Below are 18858 nucleotides of genomic sequence, written 5' to 3' on the forward strand. Positions count from 1 at the left end.
TTCCTGTGATATACTTATCCGGTGTCAGCAGGCGCTGTCTGCTGGGTTTAACCCTGGCTCGGTGGATCGATGCCTCGGCGATACTCTGGGTCACGGGGGTTTTAGCAAAAGGAGGATACACAATGGCATTGACAAACGAACGCAAAAAAGAAATCATTGACCAATTTAAAAAGCATGAAGGAGATACCGGATCTCCGGAAGTGCAAATTGCGATTTTGACCCATCGCATCAATGAGCTGAACGCTCACCTGAAAGACCACAAAAAAGATCATCATTCCCGCCGTGGTCTTTTGAAAATGGTAGGGCAACGCCGTAATTTGCTCAACTACCTGAAGAACAAAGACATTACCCGTTATCGCGAGCTGATCGAAAAACTCGGATTGCGTCGATAGCCAAAAAGTGGGGCATTTGCCCCGCTTTTTAACTTATTGTCTTTTAAAATGACCGGAGAAGGATCATAATGTACATATGAAGAATTATGGATTGTTTATGTACGTTTTCGAGAGGAGGAAAATACTGTAACATGGAACCGGCAATATTTGAAACGATGCTCGCAGGTCGTAAACTGATCTTAGAAGTTGGAAAATTTGCTGGTCAGGCAAATGGTTCCGTCATGGTTCGCTATGGGGAGACGGCGGTTTTGGCCACAGCCGTAGCTTCCAAGGAGCCGCGGGACACGGATTTTTTCCCGCTCACGGTCAATTATGAAGAGCGGTTGTATGCAGTAGGAAAAATCCCGGGCGGTTTTATCAAACGCGAAGGACGGCCCAGTGAAAAAGCGATTCTTGCTTCAAGGCTGATCGACCGTCCGATCCGTCCGCTTTTTGATGAAGGGTTTCGCCATGAAGTCCAAGTGGTGACAACCGTGATGTCGGTCGATCAGGATTGTTCCTCTGAGATTGCTGCTCTGATCGGGGCCTCGGCAGCACTTTCCATTTCCGACATTCCTTTTAAAGGGCCGATCGGCGGTGTCGTGGTCGGCAGGGTCGACGGGAAGTTCGTCATCAATCCGACAGTGGAGCAGATGGAAAAATCGGAAATGCACCTGGTCGTGGCCGGCACCAAAGACGGAATCAACATGGTGGAAGCCGGATCTGATGAAATCCCCGAATCGGTGATCTTGGAAGGGATTCTTTTCGGCCATGAGGTAATCAAAGAGCTGGTTGCCTTCCAGGAACAGATTGTGAGCCAAGTGGGTCTTCCAAAAATGGAGACACAGCTGTATCAGGTGGATGAAACCATCAACCAGCGGGTACGCGAACTGGCAACTTCGGCGATCATTGACGCGGTTCAGGTGACGGAAAAGCAGGCGCGCCAAGATGCGATTGACCAAGTGAAAGAACAGGTGGCACAGCAATTGGCGCAAGAGATGGCCGAGGAGGAATATGCGGAAAAAGAAAGCGAGATTTTCCACGTATTCGATCAGATCGTAAAAGAACAAGTACGCCGTCTTATCTTGGAAGAAGAAAAGCGGCCGGATGGACGGAAATACGACGAGATCCGCCCTCTGTCCAGCGAAATCGATATTCTGCCCCGCACGCACGGTTCCGGGTTGTTCAAACGGGGACAGACGCAGGTTCTCAGCGTTTGTACCTTGGGTGCGCTCGGTGATGTGCAGATTTTGGACGGGCTTGATCTGGAAGAGTCCAAGCGGTTTATGCATCATTATAATTTCCCTCCTTTCAGCGTGGGCGAAGCGAAACCGATTCGTGCACCCGGACGCAGGGAGATCGGACATGGTGCTTTGGGGGAACGGGCCCTGGAACCGGTGATCCCCTCCGAAGAGGTATTCCCGTATACGATTCGCCTTGTTTCCGAAGTTTTGGAATCAAACGGTTCCACTTCCCAAGCGAGCATTTGTGCATCCACCCTCGCCTTGATGAGTGCCGGGGTGCCAATTAAAGCGCCGGTGGCCGGGATTGCCATGGGATTGGTCAAAGAGGGAGACAATGTGGTTGTCCTGACTGACATCCAAGGCATGGAAGACCATCTCGGCGATATGGATTTCAAGGTGGCGGGTACCCGAAAAGGGGTAACAGCGCTGCAAATGGATATTAAAATTGAAGGGATCGACCGGGAGATCCTGGAGCGTGCCCTTGATCAAGCGCGGAAAGCGCGCCTGTTTATCCTGGATCATATGGCCGAAGTGATTTCCGAACCGAGAAAAGAGCTCTCGCCGTATGCGCCCAAGATCCTCACAATGAAAATTCATCCTGACAAAATTCGCGATGTGATTGGCCCGAGCGGTCGCGTCATCAATAAAATTATCGAGGAGACCGGCGTCAAGATCGATATTGAGCAAGACGGACGCATTTACATCGCTTCGCCCGATCCCGCACAAAATGAACGGGCAAAACAGATCATTGAAGATCTGGTGCGCGAAGTCGCCGTGGGAGAAACCTATCTCGGCAAAGTGAAGCGCGTGGAAAAATACGGCGCATTTGTGGAACTCTTCCCTGGAAAAGAGGGGCTTGTCCATATTTCCCAATTGGATATCAACCGTGTGGGCAAGGTGAGCGATGTAGTCAAGGTCGGTGATTCGATCATGGTGAAAGTGACAGAGATCGACGACCAAGGCCGGATTAACTTATCCCGGAAAGTGCTTCTGAAGGAGCAGGCGGATAAGAAAAAAGAATCGTGACAGGGAAGCAACAAAAGAGTCAGAGCGATCTGTCTCTTTTTTTACGTTTTCAGGGGAAGAATAGGAAGATGCCTGCCCGCATATGGTAGGAAAAAAGGAGGTGACAAGCCTTGTTTCCGATCCGGGCGGCATCCATACTCTTGTCTGTTGTTTTTATGGTCGTCTTGGTGCAAACACCAGTGATCGAATCTTATGTGGCATCTGTGAAAAATCATAAATCAATACAGGTATTTCATTATTTTGATGAAGAAAACCCGCTTTATGAACGGGTGAAAAAAGAGGCAGCCAAGTATTACATAAAACCGATTGATGCACGGGTTGATCGGGTATGGAAAGCGATTCCCGGCCTAAATGGCAGGGAAGTGAACATAGAAGAAACGGTGCGACGGACTCTCAGACAAAAAGATCAGTCGAAAATCGTTTGGGTTTATCGGGAGATTCCCCCGAAAGTCTCTTTGAGCGATCTCGGTCCCCAACCGGTTTACCGTGGGAATGAACGAAAAAAAGCGGTTGCTTTGATGGTGAATGTGGCCTGGGGCACGGAATATATTCCTGACATGCTAAAGATATTGAAAGAGGAAAAGGTAAAAGCCACATTTTTTCTTGATGGTTCGTGGCTGGAAAAAAATCCGGACATGGCACGGCGAATCGCAGTCGACGGGCATGAGATCGGCAATCACGCTTATTCGCATCCGTTGATGAGCAAAATTAGCAGGAATCAAATGGAACGGGAAATCGGGAAAACCGAGTCCCTGATTGAGCGAACGTTGAACACCAAAAGCAAATGGTTTGCTCCTCCCGCAGGTGATTTTAACCGGATGGTATGTGAAGTCGCAGCCAAGCACCAGCTGCAAACGGTTTTATGGACTGTTGACACTGTCGATTGGCGCAAATCCGTCTCCCCGGGGATGATGGTTACCAAAGTGAAAAGGGAACTCGGACCAGGTCACCTTTTGTTGACGCATCCGACAGACCGGACGGTAAAAGCTTTGCGGCAAATTTTGCGTGAGGGGAAGAGAAAAGGATTAAAATGGACAACGGTCGGTGAAGTTCTTTCATCCAATCGGGCAGATTGATTTGAGCGGATATGCAAGTTTTGTTATAGTATGGATACTGCTTGATTAATGCTCTCTTGCCGTGGATAAGGAGGATCTTACTTGATCGTAAAACATACGTTGCCAAACGGGGTTCGGATCGTCGCCGAGAAAATCCCGCATGTCCGCTCTGTCGCGCTGGGCATCTGGGTGGGTGCGGGTTCAAAAGATGAAAATCAACAAAATAACGGAATTTCCCATTTTATTGAGCACATGATGTTCAAGGGGACGGAAAAAAGATCGGCGAGGCAGCTGGCGGAGGCTTTTGATGCGATCGGCGGCCATGTCAACGCATTTACTTCCAAAGAAATCACCTGCTATTACGGAAAAGTGCTGGATCAACATTTTTCCACCGCTCTGGAAATTCTCACGGATATGTTTTTTGGCTCCGTTTTTGCCGAGGGCGAAATTGAAAAAGAGAAAAAGGTGATTGTTGAGGAAATTCGCATGGTGGAAGATACACCGGACGACTTGGTTCACGATTTGCTGTCGGTCGCCTCACTCGGGAATCACACTCTCAGCTATCCCGTGCTCGGAAATGAGGAGACGGTCCTCCGCTTTACGAGAGAAGCCCTGCTTGAATACAAAAAGGATCATTATACGCCGGACCAGGTGGTGGTTGCGGTGGCCGGGAATCTGCCGGATGATTATTACGACCAAATCGTCGCATCATTTGGCGGATTTCAAGGAAAGTCGGCGGTCAAAGGGACGAATCCCCTCCGATTTGTGCCGGGGGTGAAAGTAAGACAAAAGCCGACGGAACAGACTCATCTCTGCATTGGCCTTCCGGGACTTTCGATTCGGGATTCACGCATTTATACGCTGGTTTTACTTAATAATGTTCTCGGAGGAAACATGAGTTCGCGTTTGTTCCAGGAAATCCGGGAAGAGCGGGGCCTCGCTTATTCTGTTTACTCATATCACTCCGCGCATCGCGATGGGGGCGTGTTTGCCGTTTATGCCGGAACCAAGCATGGCCAGGAAGAAGAAGTGTGCGAATGCATTTGCCAGACACTGGAGCAAGTGAAACGGCATGGATTGACCGCTGATGAATTGAACAAAGCAAAAGAACAGCTGAAAAGCAGTTTGATGTTGGGCTTGGAGAGCACAAACAATCGCATGAGCCGTTTGGGAAGAAATGAGCTTCTGCTGGGAAGGCATCTGTCCATGGATGAAATCGTGGACAGTGTGGAGCGGATTACCTTAAATGATGTCAATGAGCTGGCTTGTGAGCTTTTCACCTCTCCCATGTCGCTGGCTCTCATCTCACCTGACGGTAAAATACCAGAAGGTTTCAGGGAGGAACTCGCTTGATCGGTGTCAAAGTTATTCAACTACAAGGAAACGAAGATTTGCCTCTTCCAACAAAAATGTCCATTGGTTCCAGCGGATTTGACCTTCATGCAGCGGTAAAGGAAACATCCGTGATCGAGCCGGGGAAATGGAAGTTGATCCCTACCGGAATCGCCGTTTCCATGCCGACGGGCCTGGAAGCGCAAGTACGGCCCCGAAGTGGCTTGGCCTTAAAGCAGGGGATCACCGTTCTCAATTCTCCCGGTACGATCGACGCTGACTATCGGGGCGAAATTGGTGTCATTTTGCTTAATTTGGGGGATGAACCGTTTAGCGTTGAACGCGGAGATCGCATTGCTCAGCTTGTCTTCGCAGAGGTGCCGCAGGTATCGTTGGAGATCGTGGAGCAGTTGGATGAAACAGCTCGCGGTGCAGGTGGGTTTGGTCATACCGGCAAATAGGAAGAGGGGATCTTCATGGCTGAAATCTTGCCATGCAAGGCAGTGGAAGAAGAATTGGAGCGGCTCAGGCATGAGCTGTATCAGTTTGTGAGCGGTGAACCCGTTCGCTTGGGAGCTGCGGAAGTCTTGCCGCTTTCCATGAAGTTGGATCTGCTCATCCTCGAAGTGCAAAAAGCCAAAAAAAAGTGTTGTCAATAAAGAAAGCCTGGGGGGCGCATCGGATAATCCCCCGGGCTTTTTTGTGTCAAAGCGCAATGAGGAACGGGTCTGTTCAGGCTTTCCCCCGGATCGTGCTTGCGATAAGAGGAATGTTTATTTTCCCCTGCAACAGCGGGGGGATTTTTCTTATGTTTTGCTTTTTCCGTTCATAAATATGAGGTAAAGAAAGTTTTTTTATCATGCTGAGCAAAAATGGAGGAGAAATATGCGTTGGAGTGAATTTGCCGAAAAGGAATGCATTGATTTGGTTAACGGTGAGCGACTGGGAAACTTTTTGCATGCGGATCTGACTTTTCACCCGCAGACCGGAAAAATCGAATCCATTTTGATCCCGGTGGGTTCCTCGTGGTTCAAAAAGAAATCGCGGCAGATTGAATTATCCTGGCGTCTGGTCAAAAAAGTGGGGCCGGAGATGGTGATCATCAGCACGGCTGAGCAGAAAGGATAAAAAGTGCGGAACCGAATACCCAACACCCTCATATGATGCAAGCAAGGATTGATTAGTTGGCAATGCCTTTTTGTGTACTTATTCTTCCGGGGAAAGGAGTTAATTGCATATGCTGGAAGGTAAGCATGTTGTCTTCCTCGGTGGAGATGCGAGACAGTTGGAAGTTATAAAAAGCTGTATCCAGATGGATGCCAGGGTAAGTCTCATCGGTTATGACAATTTGCAAAGCCCCCTCAGCGGCGCGACCTTGAAGGAATTATCGGCAGATGTGTTGAGGCAAGCTGATGTCCTCGTTTTACCCATTATCGGAACAGATGAGTACGGGATGGTAAACAGCGTATTTACCTCCAAAACCCTGGTGCTCACAGAAGAACATGTGGCGGCGCTTCCCAAGCATTGCCTGATGTTTGCTGGGATGGCAACACAATATTTGAAAAATCTCTGCCAAAAATATCAGATCGCTCTGTTTGAACTGATGGAGCGGGATGACGTTGCCATTTATAACTCGATTCCGACCGTGGAGGGAGCATTGATGATGGCGATCCAAAATACGGACATCACCATCCACGGTTCTGAATGCATCGTTCTCGGGCTGGGAAGATGCGGGATGTCGCTGGCGAGAACGCTTCATGCAATCGGGGCACGGGTCAAGGTGGGGGTGCGTGGTTCCGCCTATAAAGCAAGGGTCTTTGAAATGGGGATGGAATCGTTCGATATCGAGGATTTGGCTCAGTATGTCCGCAATGCCGATTTGATTTTTAATACGATTCCCGCCCTCATTATCACTTCCACAGTGCTGGCACAAGTTCCTCATGATGTGGTGATCATTGATCTGGCTTCCAAACCGGGCGGAGTGGATTACACCTTTGCCGAGAAACGGGGAATCAAGGCGATTTTGGCTCCGAGTTTGCCGGGTATAGTGGCGCCGAAGACGGCGGGTCGTATCCTCGCCCGAACCATCACGCAACTGATGACAACCGAATTGCAAAAGGAGGGAGCCGTGTAGTGAGGGAGATCAGCTTTGCCGGATTGACAATCGGTTTTGCCATGACAGGGTCCCACTGCACGCATGACGAGGTTCTGCCGCAAATGCAGCGATTGGTTGAAATGGAGGCAAAAGTGGTTCCGATTATTTCCCATACCGTCGCAACGGTGGACAGCCGGTTTGGGACGGCGGAGTATTGGAAGCGAAAAATCAAAGAAATTACCGGGCAGGAACCGCTTATGTCCATCCCCGAGGTTGAACCTCTCGGCCCCGCCAAAACTTTGGATTGCCTGGTGATTGCCCCTTGTACGGGGAATACATTATCGCGTCTGGCAAATGCGATGACAGATGGGCCGGTGCTGATGGCCGCCAAGGCGCAGATGCGCAATCACCGGCCGGTCGTGTTGGCCATTTCCACCAACGACGCACTGGGGTTGAACGCAAAGAATCTGGCCTGTCTGCTGACAACAAAAGATGTATATTTTGTTCCTTTTGGTCAGGATGCTCCGGAAAAAAAGCCGAAATCAATGGTGGCGCGGATGGAACTGATCCCCGAAACCTGTTTGTCAGCCATTGAAGGAAGGCAGTTGCAACCATTAATAGTTGAAAAATATCGCGATTTCACTTCATAATAGATAAGAGCTTTCGCAATAAGACAGACGTCCTCCAATTGCCTGCTTTTTTGCTGTTTGGAGGACGACTCCCATATGATCAGGATTATTGGAGGGAAATTGAGTGGCAAACAGGGAATACACAGTAGCTGTCGTCGGAGCAACCGGGGCTGTGGGACAACAAATGCTCAAGTATTTGGATGAACGAAATTTTCCAGTAAAAGAATTGCGCCCTCTTGCATCCAAAAGATCTGCCGGGCAAACGATCACTTTTCGCGGGGAAGAAGTGGTGGTCGAAGAAGCGACGCCGGAGAGCTTTGACGGTGTTGACTTTGCCCTGTTCAGTGCGGGCGGCGGTGTCAGTAAGGTGCTCGCGCCGGAAGCGGCGAAAAGAGGAGCGGTTGTGATTGATAATTCCAATGCGTTTCGGATGGATCCGGAAGTTCCCCTGGTGGTGCCGGAAGTAAATCCGGAAGCGGCGAAAAATCATAAAGGGATTATTGCCAATCCAAACTGTTCAACCATTCAAATGGTCGTTGCACTAAAACCGCTGTATGATCGCTACGGCATCGAACGCGTGATCGTTTCCACCTACCAGGCTGTTTCGGGAGCCGGCTGGCAGGCGATCCACGAGCTGGAGCAGCAAACGAAGGCGAGTTTGAACGGGGATGAAGTGACCGCCAGTGTGCTTCCGGTGGGAAAATTGGATCGGCATTACCAAATGGCTTTTAATGTGATTCCGCAAGTGGATGTAGCTGAAGAAAACGGGTTTACCCTGGAAGAGATGAAAATGGTCCGTGAGACGAAAAAAATCTTTGCCGATGACTCGATCGGCGTAACGGCGACATGTGTGCGCGTACCGGTTTTCCGCGGACACAGCGAATCTGTTTATGTGGAATTAAAATCAGATTTTGAATTGGATGAGGTTCGGGCACTTTTAAGCGAGATGCCGGGAATTGTGGTTCAGGATGACATTGCCGGGCAAATTTACCCGATGCCGCTTCATTCTGCGGATCGCACCGAGGTGTTTGTCGGACGGCTGCGGCGTGACCTGAATCATCCGCGCGGACTCAACCTGTGGGTCGTTTCCGACAATCTGCTCAAAGGGGCAGCCACCAATGCGATTCAAATTGCGGAAGTACTCATTGAAAATGAAAGATAGAGAAGGGATACACCATGAGGATCATCGTACAGAAATTTGGCGGAACCTCAGTGGCGACCCCCGAACAGCGCCAGCGCGTATTGCATCATATTCGCAAGGCGCTGGCCGAAGAATATCGTCTGGTCGTCGTGGTTTCTGCGATGGGGAGAAAGGGAGACCCCTATGCAACAGATACACTATTAAGTATTTCCAAACAATATGGGGACGTAATCACTCCGCGCGAAAAAGACTTGTTGATGAGCTGTGGTGAAATTATTTCCGCCGCCACGATTTCTTCCCTCTTAACAAAACATGAAATTCAAAACTGTGTACTGACTGGTGGACAAGCGGGAATCATTACGAATAATCATCATACCAACGCACAGATTATTACCGTCAATCCCAAGCGGGTCAAACATGAACTGGAAAAAGGAAATGTCGTGATCGTGACCGGTTTTCAAGGGCAGACAACCGATGGGGAGATCACGACATTGGGCCGGGGCGGCAGCGATACGACCGCGACCGCTTTGGGGGCCGCTTTGCATGCAGAATATGTGGATATTTTCACTGATGTCGAAGGGATCATGACCGCTGATCCGCGCATTGTTGAAGATGCCGCCCAACTGGAACAGGTTACGTATACCGAGATGTGCAACCTGGCGTTTCAGGGGGCCAAAGTGATCCACCCGCGGGCCGTTGAAATTGCCATGCAAACGCAAATCCCGATTCGCGTGCGGTCGACGATGTCGGATCATAAGGGAACACTGGTGACGCATTTGACGGAAATCGACCGCCCGGCCAGTGAAGTGCGGGAAACCACGATTATCGGGATTACACAGATGCCCAATGTGACGCAAATAAAAATCCGTGTAAACCAGGGCCAATATGATTGGCAGGTAAGCGTGTTTAAAGCGATGGCCGACCATGGGATCAGTGTCGACTTCATCAGTGTCAATCCGTGTGAGATCGCTTATACGGTTTATGATGACCTTGCCGACCAGGCAGCAGCCATCATCAGCGACTTGGGATTAACTCCGGAACTTTCCCGCGGCTGTGCCAAAGTTTCGGTCGTTGGTGCGGGCATTGCCGGGGTGCCGGGGGTTATGGCGAAAATCTCTGAAGCGCTGACTGAAGAAGATGTACAAATTTTGCAGTCGGCCGATTCGCATACGACGATCTGGGTGCTGGTGCACGGAGAAGATATGGTAAAAGCCATTCGTGCCCTTCACCGGAAATTTAACCTGCATAATCTCAATTATGCGTGAGCGTGCATTTGGAAATGGAGTGAGAGATATGTTTTTTGGCCGGTTAATTACTGCGATGTACACCCCGTTCACCAAGGAAAACGAAATTGATTGGCCCCGGCTGGAAGAATGCATTGAGCGCTTGATCGAAACGGGGAGCGACGGGATCGTCGTTTCAGGAACAACAGCCGAATCGCCTACTTTGACTCACGAAGAGAAATTGGCTTTGTTCCGTTTTACCAAAGAGAAAGTGGCCGGACGCGTGAAAGTGATTGCGGGAACCGGCAGCAACAATACACAGCAAAGCATCGAACTGACCAAAGAGGCGGAAGAGATCGGTGTCGACGGAATCATGCTGGTTGCACCGTATTATAACAAGCCTTCGCAAGAGGGACTGGTGCAACATTTTAAGGCGATTGTGTCTGCGACGTCACTGCCGGTCATGCTTTACAATGTCCCCGGGCGCACCAGTGTCAATATGACTGTTGATACGATGCAGCGCCTGGCCGAATTGGATCAGGTCGTGGCGATCAAAGAGGCGAGCGGAAACATGGGGCAAATCTCCAACCTGATCGCTTCCATTTCCCCGGATGTGGCCGTTTACAGCGGCGATGACGGAATCACCCTGCCGGTGCTGGCTGTGGGCGGAGCCGGTGTGGTCAGTGTGGCCAGTCATTTGGTCGGCAGAGAGATAAAAGAGATGATCGATGCCTTTTTTGCCGGTGACAATCAGAAGGCGATCGCCATTCATCAGAAACTGTTGCCCGTCTTCCACGGTTTGTTTATCACATCCAGCCCTGTGCCGTTAAAGTATGCGATGGCGCAAAAGGGCTGGTCGGAGCCTTATGTCCGGTTGCCGCTCACAGAAATGGATGAACTGCAAAGGGCGGCAACGGATGAATGGATCAGGGAATTATTATAATCAGAATGAGCCGATCTGTATGTGCAGGTCGGTTTTTCTCATTTTTCCTCAATCGCGATGATTTCTTCAGCTCCGTTTCAACAAGAATTGGTTGCATACATATTTTTTGATCGTATATAATGAGAACAAGTGAGATTTGTGCGGTTTAGGGTGACGACAACAGAATATATAGGAGGTACATTTGTGACAAAAAACCAGCGGGGCAAACTCTACGTTTTTGCTCTCGGTGGGTTGGATGAAATCGGAAAAAACATGTATGTGGTGCAGTACGAGAATGACATTGTCGTCATTGACTCGGGCTTAATGTTCCCTGAAGAGGACATGTTGGGAATCGACATTGTCATTCCGGACATCACGTATCTTGTTGAGAATCGGGAGAAAGTACGCGGAATTATCTTAACACATGGACACGAGGATCATATTGGCGGTCTTCCATATATCTTGCGGCAACTAAACGTTCCCATTTTCGCGACGAAACTGACAATGGGATTGGTCGAACATAAGCTTCGAGAAGCACATCTGCTGAATGACACGAAACGGCATGTGATCAATAACCAGTCGGAAATCAAATTAGGTTCCCATTTGAAGGCCACGTTTTTCAATACGAACCACAGCATTCCGGACTCGGTCGGAGTCTGCATTGAGACTCCCGAAGGGGCTGTGGTGCATACGGGTGATTTCAAATTTGATTTGACCCCTGTCGGGGGTCGTGTGGCCGACATGCACAAAATGGCGGAAATAGGGAAAAAAGGCGTTTTATGTTTGTTGTCGGACAGTACCAACGCAGAACGTCCCGGGTTTACCGGTTCGGAACGCACGGTTGGTGACGGAATTAAAGAAGTATTTCGGAAAGCGAAGCAACGGGTCATTGTAGCCACATTTGCCTCCAACATACACCGCATCCAGCAAGTGGTGGACGCTTGCCACACGTACGGGCGGAAATTGGCGGTGGTCGGACGCAGTATGGTGAATGTGGTAAATATCGCCTCGGAATTGGGTTATCTGGAGATTCCATCAGATTTATTGATAGATCCGGATGAAATTAATCACCTTCCGGCCAACAAGGTTGCGGTGATTTCCACCGGCAGCCAGGGGGAATCGATGTCTGCACTTACGCGCATGGCAAACGCTTCCCACCGGAAAGTGGAGATTTTGCCCGGCGATACGGTGATCATCGCCGCGACGCCGATTCCGGGGAATGAAAAATTGATCGGCCGCACTGTTGACCAGCTGTTCCGCATCGGCGCTGATGTCGTTTACAGTACGACTTCTCATGTTCACGTGTCAGGACATGGTTCTCAAGAAGATTTGAAACTGATGCTAAGCCTGATGAAACCCAAATATTTTATTCCGATTCACGGTGAGTACCGCATGTTGCGTGCTCACGCCCAACTTGCCGAATCTGTGGGAGTGCGCCCAGAAAATATTTTTATCTGTGACAACGGAGATACAGTCGAATTCTCAGACGGAAAAGCGAGATATGGTCCCAAAATTCAGACAGGGAAAGTGCTGATTGACGGACTAGGCGTTGGAGATGTTGGAAACATCGTACTAAGAGATCGTAAACTACTCTCCCAAGACGGCATTTTAGTCGTTGTGGTTACCCTAAGTAAAACAAACGGTACGATTCTTTCCGGTCCGGATATTATTTCGCGCGGCTTTGTCTACGTTCGCGAATCAGAACAGCTTTTGGAAGAAGCGAATCGCATTGTAAGCCAAACGATGGAAAAATGTATGAGGGAACAAGTGAGCGAGTGGGCTTCCCTGAAAACAAGTATTCGTGATGCGCTAAGCAAATTCTTGTTTGAGAAAACCCGCCGCCGTCCCATGATTCTGCCAATCATCATGGAAGTATAATCGGATCTAAACCGCACAAGAGGCTGCAACCCTTGAAACATCAGGGGTTGTGGCTTTTTAATTTGAGGTAAAATCGATTGCTGACAACATTTATAAACGGATTGTGTTATGGGCGCATGGAGGAAATCTGTTTTTGGGACAGTAAAAAAACAATTCAGCAATTTGTTCTTGTTCTTTCTTTGATGATCCTTTATAATAGCAAAAACAAATGAAAATAGTGGGAATAGGTACTTTAGAGGAAGCCATCTCTAAAGTTTAATAGGGAAACCGGTGTGAATCCGGTGCGGTCCCGCCACTGTGACAGGGGAATCAGCTAAAAAGATGATGTCACTGATCCTTGACTGGATTGGGAAGGCGGTTTAGCTGGTGAAGATCCTGGAGCCAGGAGACCTGCCTATTCTGACAACACTGCTTGACCTACGGGAGATAGGGAGGTGTTAGAAAAGTGAAGGGGTTCGTCTGTCTGATCCTGCTTATTTTCGCATTTCTAACGCTCTCTGTGAACGTTGGGAATGCTTTTTTATTATGTATGAACTCATATGGGAGGTTTGCAGAATGAGCAGGATCAAAAGCAGTAACTTAGGCTATCCGCGCATTGGGGAAAATCGCGAGTGGAAAAAGGCTCTGGAAGCGTTTTGGGCAGGAAAATTGGAAGAAGCCGATTTTCTTAAACGAATGGAACAGATTCGTCTGTCGCATCTGCAAAAGCAAAAAGATCATGGAATCGATTTGATCCCTGTGGGCGATTTTACGTTTTATGATCATATGTTGGATATGGCTGTCATGTTTGGGCTGGTACCAAAACGGTTTCGCCATGAAGGAGGAGAAGTTCCGCTTCATATTTATTTTTCGATGGCGCGAGGAAATCAGACAGCAGTTGCCTGTGAAATGACAAAATGGTTTAACACGAATTATCACTACATTGTTCCGGAATATGAGGGAGTGCAACCAACCCTGACGGAAAATAAACCTCTTAAAGCTTATCGCGAGGCAAAAGAAAAACTGGGGATTCAAGGGAAGCCGGTGATTGTCGGGCCTTATACGTTTATAAAACTTTCCAAGGGGTACGAACGCGCACAGTTGCCTGCGTTTATCTTGCAGTTGATGCCGTTGTATGTGCAAATCTTGCAGGAATTGGAGCAGGAAGGCGTTGAGTGGATTCAATTTGATGAACCGGTTCTGGTTACATCCATCAGCAAAGAAGAGATGGAAACGGTCGCATACATTTACAGGCAATTGCACGAAGCAGCCCCTCAGCTTTGCATCATGCTGCAAACTTATTTTGATTATGCCGAATGGTATCCGGAGCTGATCGATTTGCCCGTCCAAGGGATTGGGCTGGATTTTGCATACGGTTTGGAGAAGAATCTTGAATATATCAAAATGTATGGTTTTCCTGCTGACAAAGTGCTGGGGGTTGGGCTGGTTGACGGGAGAAATGTTTGGCGTTCGGATTTGCCGAAAAAATCGGAGTTGATCAGGGAAATCACCGGTTATGTTTCCCCGGACCGCATATGGCTGCAACCATCCTGCAGTTTGTTGCATGTTCCTGTCTCCGTCAAACATGAGACTTATTTGGAACCGGAAATAAAAAATGCACTCGCTTTTGCCGATGAAAAACTGGATGAAATCGCCGCTTTGGTCAAAGGGTTTAACCATGGTTTCCACACTGTTTCGGAGAGATTGGACAACAGCCGTGCGGCACTGCGTCAATTGGCTCAATCCCCGGTGAGAAACCGTGCGGAAGTGCATCGGTCTGTCGAAAATCTGCAAACTCATCATCTGCAACGTAACCTCCCGTTTGAGGAGCGGCGAAAGAAGCAACAGGACGTATTGAAACTCCCGCTGTTGCCGACCACGACGATCGGGAGTTTTCCGCAGACTTCAGAAGTGCGGCAAGCCAGGCGAAAGTGGAGAAAGGGAGAGTGGACAGGAGAGCGTTATGATGAATTTATCCGGAAGCAAATCAAAAACTGGATCCATATTCAAGAAGAGATCGGGCTCGATGTTCTGGTTCACGGGGAATTTGAACGGACCGATATGGTGGAGTTTTTTGGTGAGAAGCTGGGAGGGTTTGCCTTTACGCAGAATGGGTGGGTTCAGTCATATGGATCGCGCTGTGTAAGACCACCCATCATTTATGGTGATGTGGAGTTTCTTGAACCCATGAGTGTGAAGGAAAGTGTTTTTGCCCAATCCCTCACGGAAAAACCGGTCAAGGGAATGATTACAGGGCCCGTAACCATCTTGAATTGGTCATTCGTTCGTGATGATCTGCCGAGACAGCAAGTGGCCTGGCAGATTGCTCTGGCATTGAGAAAAGAAGTGGAAGCGTTGGAAGCTTCCGGAATAAAGATGATCCAAGTGGATGAACCAGCCCTCAGGGAGGGATTGCCGCTTAAAAAATCGTCACGGAAGGAGTATTTGGATTGGGCAGTGAAGGCATTTCGCCTAACGACTTCTTCGGTGAAAGACACGACGCAAATCCATACTCATATGTGCTACTGTGAGTTTCATGACTTTATCGACTCCATAAGCCGGTTGGATGCGGATGTGATTTCAATCGAAACATCGCGAAGCCACGGGGAATTGGTATCTGCGTTTACAGATTATGACTATGACAAAGGAATCGGACTGGGAGTATATGATATCCACAGTCCGCGAATTCCGTCCGCTGATGAAATCATTGCCATCATTGAACGCGGCCTGCAAGTTCTGGAACCTGAACTGTTCTGGGTTAATCCTGATTGCGGCTTAAAAACCCGTGGAGTTGAGGAAACCGTCGCTTCACTGAAAAATATGGTGAAAGCGACACAGATTGTCCGTAATCGTTTGTCCGAGTGCTGAACAATCTGCAGAACGGGGTAATTTCCGGAACAATGCCGGATTGGGATCAACGGAGAGGTCGGCGCAGTGGGTAATGAATCCAAGGCCATCGAACTGTTTCATGGCCTTGGATTTATTCTTTATAGTGAAAAAATTGTTTTCTTTCGAACAAAAGATGCATCCGCATTCCATTCACGCAAATGAAGGATGGCGGATGATCAAATTGCCAAGCGTTGAAAAAAACCAAAAAACGTCATTTGAAGTCCTTCCAAGTAAAATCCTTAGACAATATACCAACATGTTTTTCTTTGGCTGTCCAATTATCTTTTGTCGCCAATTCGGGTTTGCGGAAACAAGACAGGTTTTTATGATAGCCAAACACACGGCAAATTTCCGGTCTTGCCGAATAAATCCCACATCGGTCCTTTTCCAGGTCATAAAAGATACACGTTCCATAAAACCGCGGTTGTTTCTCCAATGCCAAACGTTGTTTATGTGGCATCGATCTAATTTTCTTTTTTATTATCTTAAGCTCTCGCTCTGTAACAGGAACAGGTCCGCAACATAATCCTCTGCATCCCTTGCATGGTAAGTTTTCCATATGTACCCCCTGTCTCTGTGGATTGCCGGATTGGGTTTCGTCTCGTATCCATCATAACAGGTGGTGTTTTAGTTTGTCAAATAAAATTTAATAATAACATAAAATTAGTTATTTGTCAATATTAAATGGGTGCGTGGAACGCGCTTTATTCGAAAACAAGACGTTGTTTGTGTAAACGCCGGGCAATTTTGGACATGCTCTTCCTTGTACCCCGGTAACCGTCTCCCGCGCTAAGTTTTTCTTGTCTGAATTTCAAAATCCCTTCATCTCCTTCCGGTTCAAAAAATGGATTATCATCATTCGGGAAATGCTGATGCCTCTTCTCGAGCATGATGGATCTCGGTCTGTTCAGCGCGCAGGCTGTAGGTCTGTCTCTTAGGTCAGTTGTTGGAAATTTGATTCAGTAACACGAAATGAATTCTATTTTTGCAGTTTCTTCAAGATTGTTTAATAAAACCGATTTAGAATGGAGGAGATTAAACAAATCAGTGATAGGAGAGGGAAAAGTTGAACAGAAAATTGATCGCAACGGCTGCGCTGTCCATGAATGATATGCCTTACATCGGTCAGGTTCACACTTCTTCAGCCAGTGTGGTGACGGATTCGGCCGCTGCCGCAACGGCAATGGCATCCGGGGTAAAAACTTACAATGGGGCCATCGGAGTGGATGTCAATCACCAGCCGGTGGAAACTGTTTTGGAACGGGCGAAAAAGGCAGGCAAATCAACCGGTTTGGTTACAACCAGCCAGATTACCGATGCCACGCCGGCAGCCTTTGGAGCACATGTCTCCGATCGTTCCTTGCAGAGCGAGATCGGCAAACAGTACCTTGAAAACAGCAAAGTCGACGTTCTCCTTGGCGGTGGGGAAGATTATTGGTACCCGGCGGGAAATCCCGGCGCTTATCCTGATCATCCGGCGGAAGGCCAAAGTGAAGCGAGCAAAGGGACAAAGGGGAATCTTGTTGAAGAAGCGAAGCGGCTCGGTTATGACTATGTTACCAATGCAGAGCAATTAAAAAGAGCGGATGGTGACAAACTGCTTGGGCTTTTTGCGAATGAAGAAATGTTCAAACAGCTTCCTGAAGGCGATGGCGATCAGTATGCCCCGGTTGTTTCCCTCCCTGAAATGACGAAAAAAGCGATCGATACCTTGTCCAAAAACAAAAAAGGTTTTTTCCTGATGGTCGAAGAGGAAGCGATTGATGAGATGGGGCACCAAAATAACGCGACACGAATGATCAAAGCAGGACAACAGCTGGACAAGTCAGTTGCCCTGGCAAAGGAATATGCCAAAAAACATCCGGATACTTTAGTCATCGTCCTCGCTGATCATGAAACCGGCGGCTTGGCTGTGGAAGAGGCGGACAGCAAAGATGAGTCTGGTGACGAAAAATCCATATCCGGAGAAGACGGGCCTTTCGATGTAGCCCATTCTGACCAGAAGTTTTTTGCTGATTGGACAACCACGGGGCATACGGCTGTTGATGTTCCGTTGACGGCAGCAGGATGTGGCGGCCGGCTGTTTATGGGGGTTTATGAAAACACGCGAATCCATGAAGCCCTGATTCAGGCCATGGGTTTATCAAGAAAAGAATAAGGACATACCCGTGAAAAATGAAGTCGAAGGAGCCGGGCATGGCTCCTTCTTTTTTCCATATTCCTACCGGTAATTTTTCACTTTCAGTTGTTCCAAGCTCTTAAATTGGTACCCCTGCTTTCTGGCATCATCGATGATTTTGCTCAATGCCTCGGCATTGTCCTTAGAGACGGTATGCAGCAGAATCACAGCCCCGGGATGGAGTTGGGACATTACATTCTCATAAGCATATTTCCAGCCTTTTTGCCTTTTGGGATCCCAATCCTTGTAAGCGACGGACCAGAAAACGTTCGTATAGCCAAGTTTGCCGCTGACAGCCAGGGATTGCTCGCTGAAAATCCCCCGGGGCGGTCGGAGGAAATGCATATCTTTCGTACCGGTTATACGGGTGACCTCGTCTTTCACTTGGGTCAGCTCGTTTTTGATCGTGTCGGCCGAAACCCGGGTCAGGTCCGGATGATTCCATGAATGATTGCCAATCACATGTCCTTCTTTAACCATTCGTTTGATCAATTCGGGCTGGTCTTTGACATAATGACCCGTAACAAAAAAGGCCGCAGGAACCTTTTTTTCTTTGAGAATGTCGAGGATTTTGCCGGTATATCCATTTTCATATCCGTTATCAAAGGTGAGATACAGCTCTTTTTTATGAGAATCCCCGAGGAAAATGGCCCCATGCTCTTTCAGGATCTCCATGAATCCTTCCTGGGCGATGGAAGGAAGCTGGCCGTTTTTGCTCTTTTTAAACCCGAAGTGATACGGTTTTGCTTCATGTGCCTTGGCGTCAAGGGGAACAATTAACAGACAGATGATGGCGAATACAAGGCCAAACAATCGCACTTGTTTCATGTTGGTTTTCACTCCTTTCCTTTTGATGGCTCCTGAATTTGGCTAGGGGTAATATCTCTCGCTCAGC

At 48.5% G+C, this 18858-nt stretch carries 17 protein-coding genes and 1 riboswitch; of the genes, 15 read left to right on the forward strand and 2 right to left on the reverse strand.

What is annotated here, in order from left to right; genetic code table 11:
* The first annotated feature begins 122 nt into the window (after positions 1–122).
* From rpsO to metE, 14 genes are all read left to right on the forward strand, one after another.
* Positions 123–392, forward strand: a complete 270-nt coding sequence (gene rpsO / locus I8U19_RS09065; RefSeq protein WP_033099624.1) for a 30S ribosomal protein S15 — start codon at positions 123–125, stop codon at positions 390–392.
* Between the two features lie 131 nt (positions 393–523).
* Positions 524–2641 (forward strand): polyribonucleotide nucleotidyltransferase, encoded by a 2118-nt coding sequence (gene pnp / locus I8U19_RS09070; RefSeq protein WP_198055738.1) that lies wholly within the window; start codon positions 524–526, stop codon positions 2639–2641.
* Positions 2642–2751: 110 nt separating this feature from the next.
* A complete protein-coding gene (locus I8U19_RS09075) occupies positions 2752–3717 on the forward strand; it encodes a polysaccharide deacetylase family protein (RefSeq protein WP_232337245.1) in 966 nt (321 codons plus the stop codon).
* A gap of 81 nt (positions 3718–3798) precedes the next feature.
* On the forward strand, positions 3799–5049 hold the full coding sequence (locus tag I8U19_RS09080) for a M16 family metallopeptidase (protein WP_033099627.1): 1251 nt from the start codon (positions 3799–3801) through the stop codon (positions 5047–5049).
* Positions 5046–5489 (forward strand): dUTP diphosphatase, encoded by a 444-nt coding sequence (gene dut / locus I8U19_RS09085; protein WP_033099628.1) that lies wholly within the window; start codon positions 5046–5048, stop codon positions 5487–5489. Before I8U19_RS09080 ends, dut begins: the two co-directional genes overlap by 4 nt.
* A 15-nt stretch (positions 5490–5504) precedes the next feature.
* Positions 5505–5687: a Spo0E family sporulation regulatory protein-aspartic acid phosphatase gene (locus I8U19_RS09090; protein ID WP_033099629.1), complete on the forward strand. Its 183-nt coding sequence runs from the start codon at positions 5505–5507 to the stop codon at positions 5685–5687.
* Positions 5688–5913: 226 nt separating this feature from the next.
* Positions 5914–6156: a YlmC/YmxH family sporulation protein gene (locus tag I8U19_RS09095; RefSeq protein ID WP_033099630.1), complete on the forward strand. Its 243-nt coding sequence runs from the start codon at positions 5914–5916 to the stop codon at positions 6154–6156.
* Positions 6157–6265: 109 nt separating this feature from the next.
* Positions 6266–7162 (forward strand): dipicolinate synthase subunit DpsA, encoded by an 897-nt coding sequence (dpsA, locus tag I8U19_RS09100; RefSeq protein WP_198055739.1) that lies wholly within the window; start codon positions 6266–6268, stop codon positions 7160–7162.
* Between the two features lie 8 nt (positions 7163–7170).
* Positions 7171–7773: a dipicolinate synthase subunit B gene (locus I8U19_RS09105; protein WP_033099716.1), complete on the forward strand. Its 603-nt coding sequence runs from the start codon at positions 7171–7173 to the stop codon at positions 7771–7773.
* Positions 7774–7876: 103 nt separating this feature from the next.
* A complete protein-coding gene (locus I8U19_RS09110; protein WP_198055740.1) occupies positions 7877–8914 on the forward strand; it encodes an aspartate-semialdehyde dehydrogenase in 1038 nt (345 codons plus the stop codon).
* A gap of 14 nt (positions 8915–8928) precedes the next feature.
* Positions 8929–10158, forward strand: a complete 1230-nt coding sequence (gene dapG / locus I8U19_RS09115; RefSeq protein ID WP_033099633.1) for an aspartate kinase — start codon at positions 8929–8931, stop codon at positions 10156–10158.
* Positions 10159–10186: 28 nt separating this feature from the next.
* Positions 10187–11059 (forward strand): 4-hydroxy-tetrahydrodipicolinate synthase, encoded by an 873-nt coding sequence (dapA, locus tag I8U19_RS09120; RefSeq protein WP_198055741.1) that lies wholly within the window; start codon positions 10187–10189, stop codon positions 11057–11059.
* Positions 11060–11242: 183 nt separating this feature from the next.
* The gene (rnjA, locus tag I8U19_RS09125; protein ID WP_033099635.1) at positions 11243–12916 is read left to right on the forward strand and encodes a ribonuclease J1; all 1674 of its coding nucleotides are present in this window, start codon (positions 11243–11245) and stop codon (positions 12914–12916) included.
* A gap of 208 nt (positions 12917–13124) precedes the next feature.
* Positions 13125–13328, forward strand: a riboswitch (cobalamin riboswitch).
* Between the two features lie 143 nt (positions 13329–13471).
* Positions 13472–15763 carry a 5-methyltetrahydropteroyltriglutamate--homocysteine S-methyltransferase gene (gene metE, locus I8U19_RS09130; RefSeq protein ID WP_198055742.1) on the forward strand — a complete coding sequence of 764 codons (2292 nt, stop codon included), beginning with the start codon at positions 13472–13474 and terminating at the stop codon, positions 15761–15763.
* Between the two features lie 232 nt (positions 15764–15995).
* On the opposite strand, the gene I8U19_RS09135 is transcribed toward metE, so the two are convergent.
* Complete coding sequence (locus tag I8U19_RS09135) at positions 15996–16343, reverse strand: YkgJ family cysteine cluster protein (RefSeq protein WP_198055743.1); 348 nt, start codon at positions 16341–16343, stop codon at positions 15996–15998.
* 507 nt (positions 16344–16850) lie between these two features.
* On the opposite strand from I8U19_RS09135, the gene I8U19_RS09140 reads away from it, so the two are divergent.
* The gene (locus I8U19_RS09140) at positions 16851–17942 is read left to right on the forward strand and encodes an alkaline phosphatase (protein ID WP_255517832.1); all 1092 of its coding nucleotides are present in this window, start codon (positions 16851–16853) and stop codon (positions 17940–17942) included.
* Between the two features lie 63 nt (positions 17943–18005).
* Here I8U19_RS09140 and pdaA read toward each other — a convergent pair whose 3' ends face one another.
* Complete coding sequence (gene pdaA / locus I8U19_RS09145) at positions 18006–18791, reverse strand: delta-lactam-biosynthetic de-N-acetylase (RefSeq protein WP_198055744.1); 786 nt, start codon at positions 18789–18791, stop codon at positions 18006–18008.
* Positions 18792–18858: the final 67 nt, after the last annotated feature.

The organism is Thermoactinomyces sp. CICC 10523 (genome assembly GCF_016055105.1).
GTDB lineage: Bacteria > Bacillota > Bacilli > Thermoactinomycetales > Thermoactinomycetaceae > Thermoactinomyces_A > Thermoactinomyces_A daqus.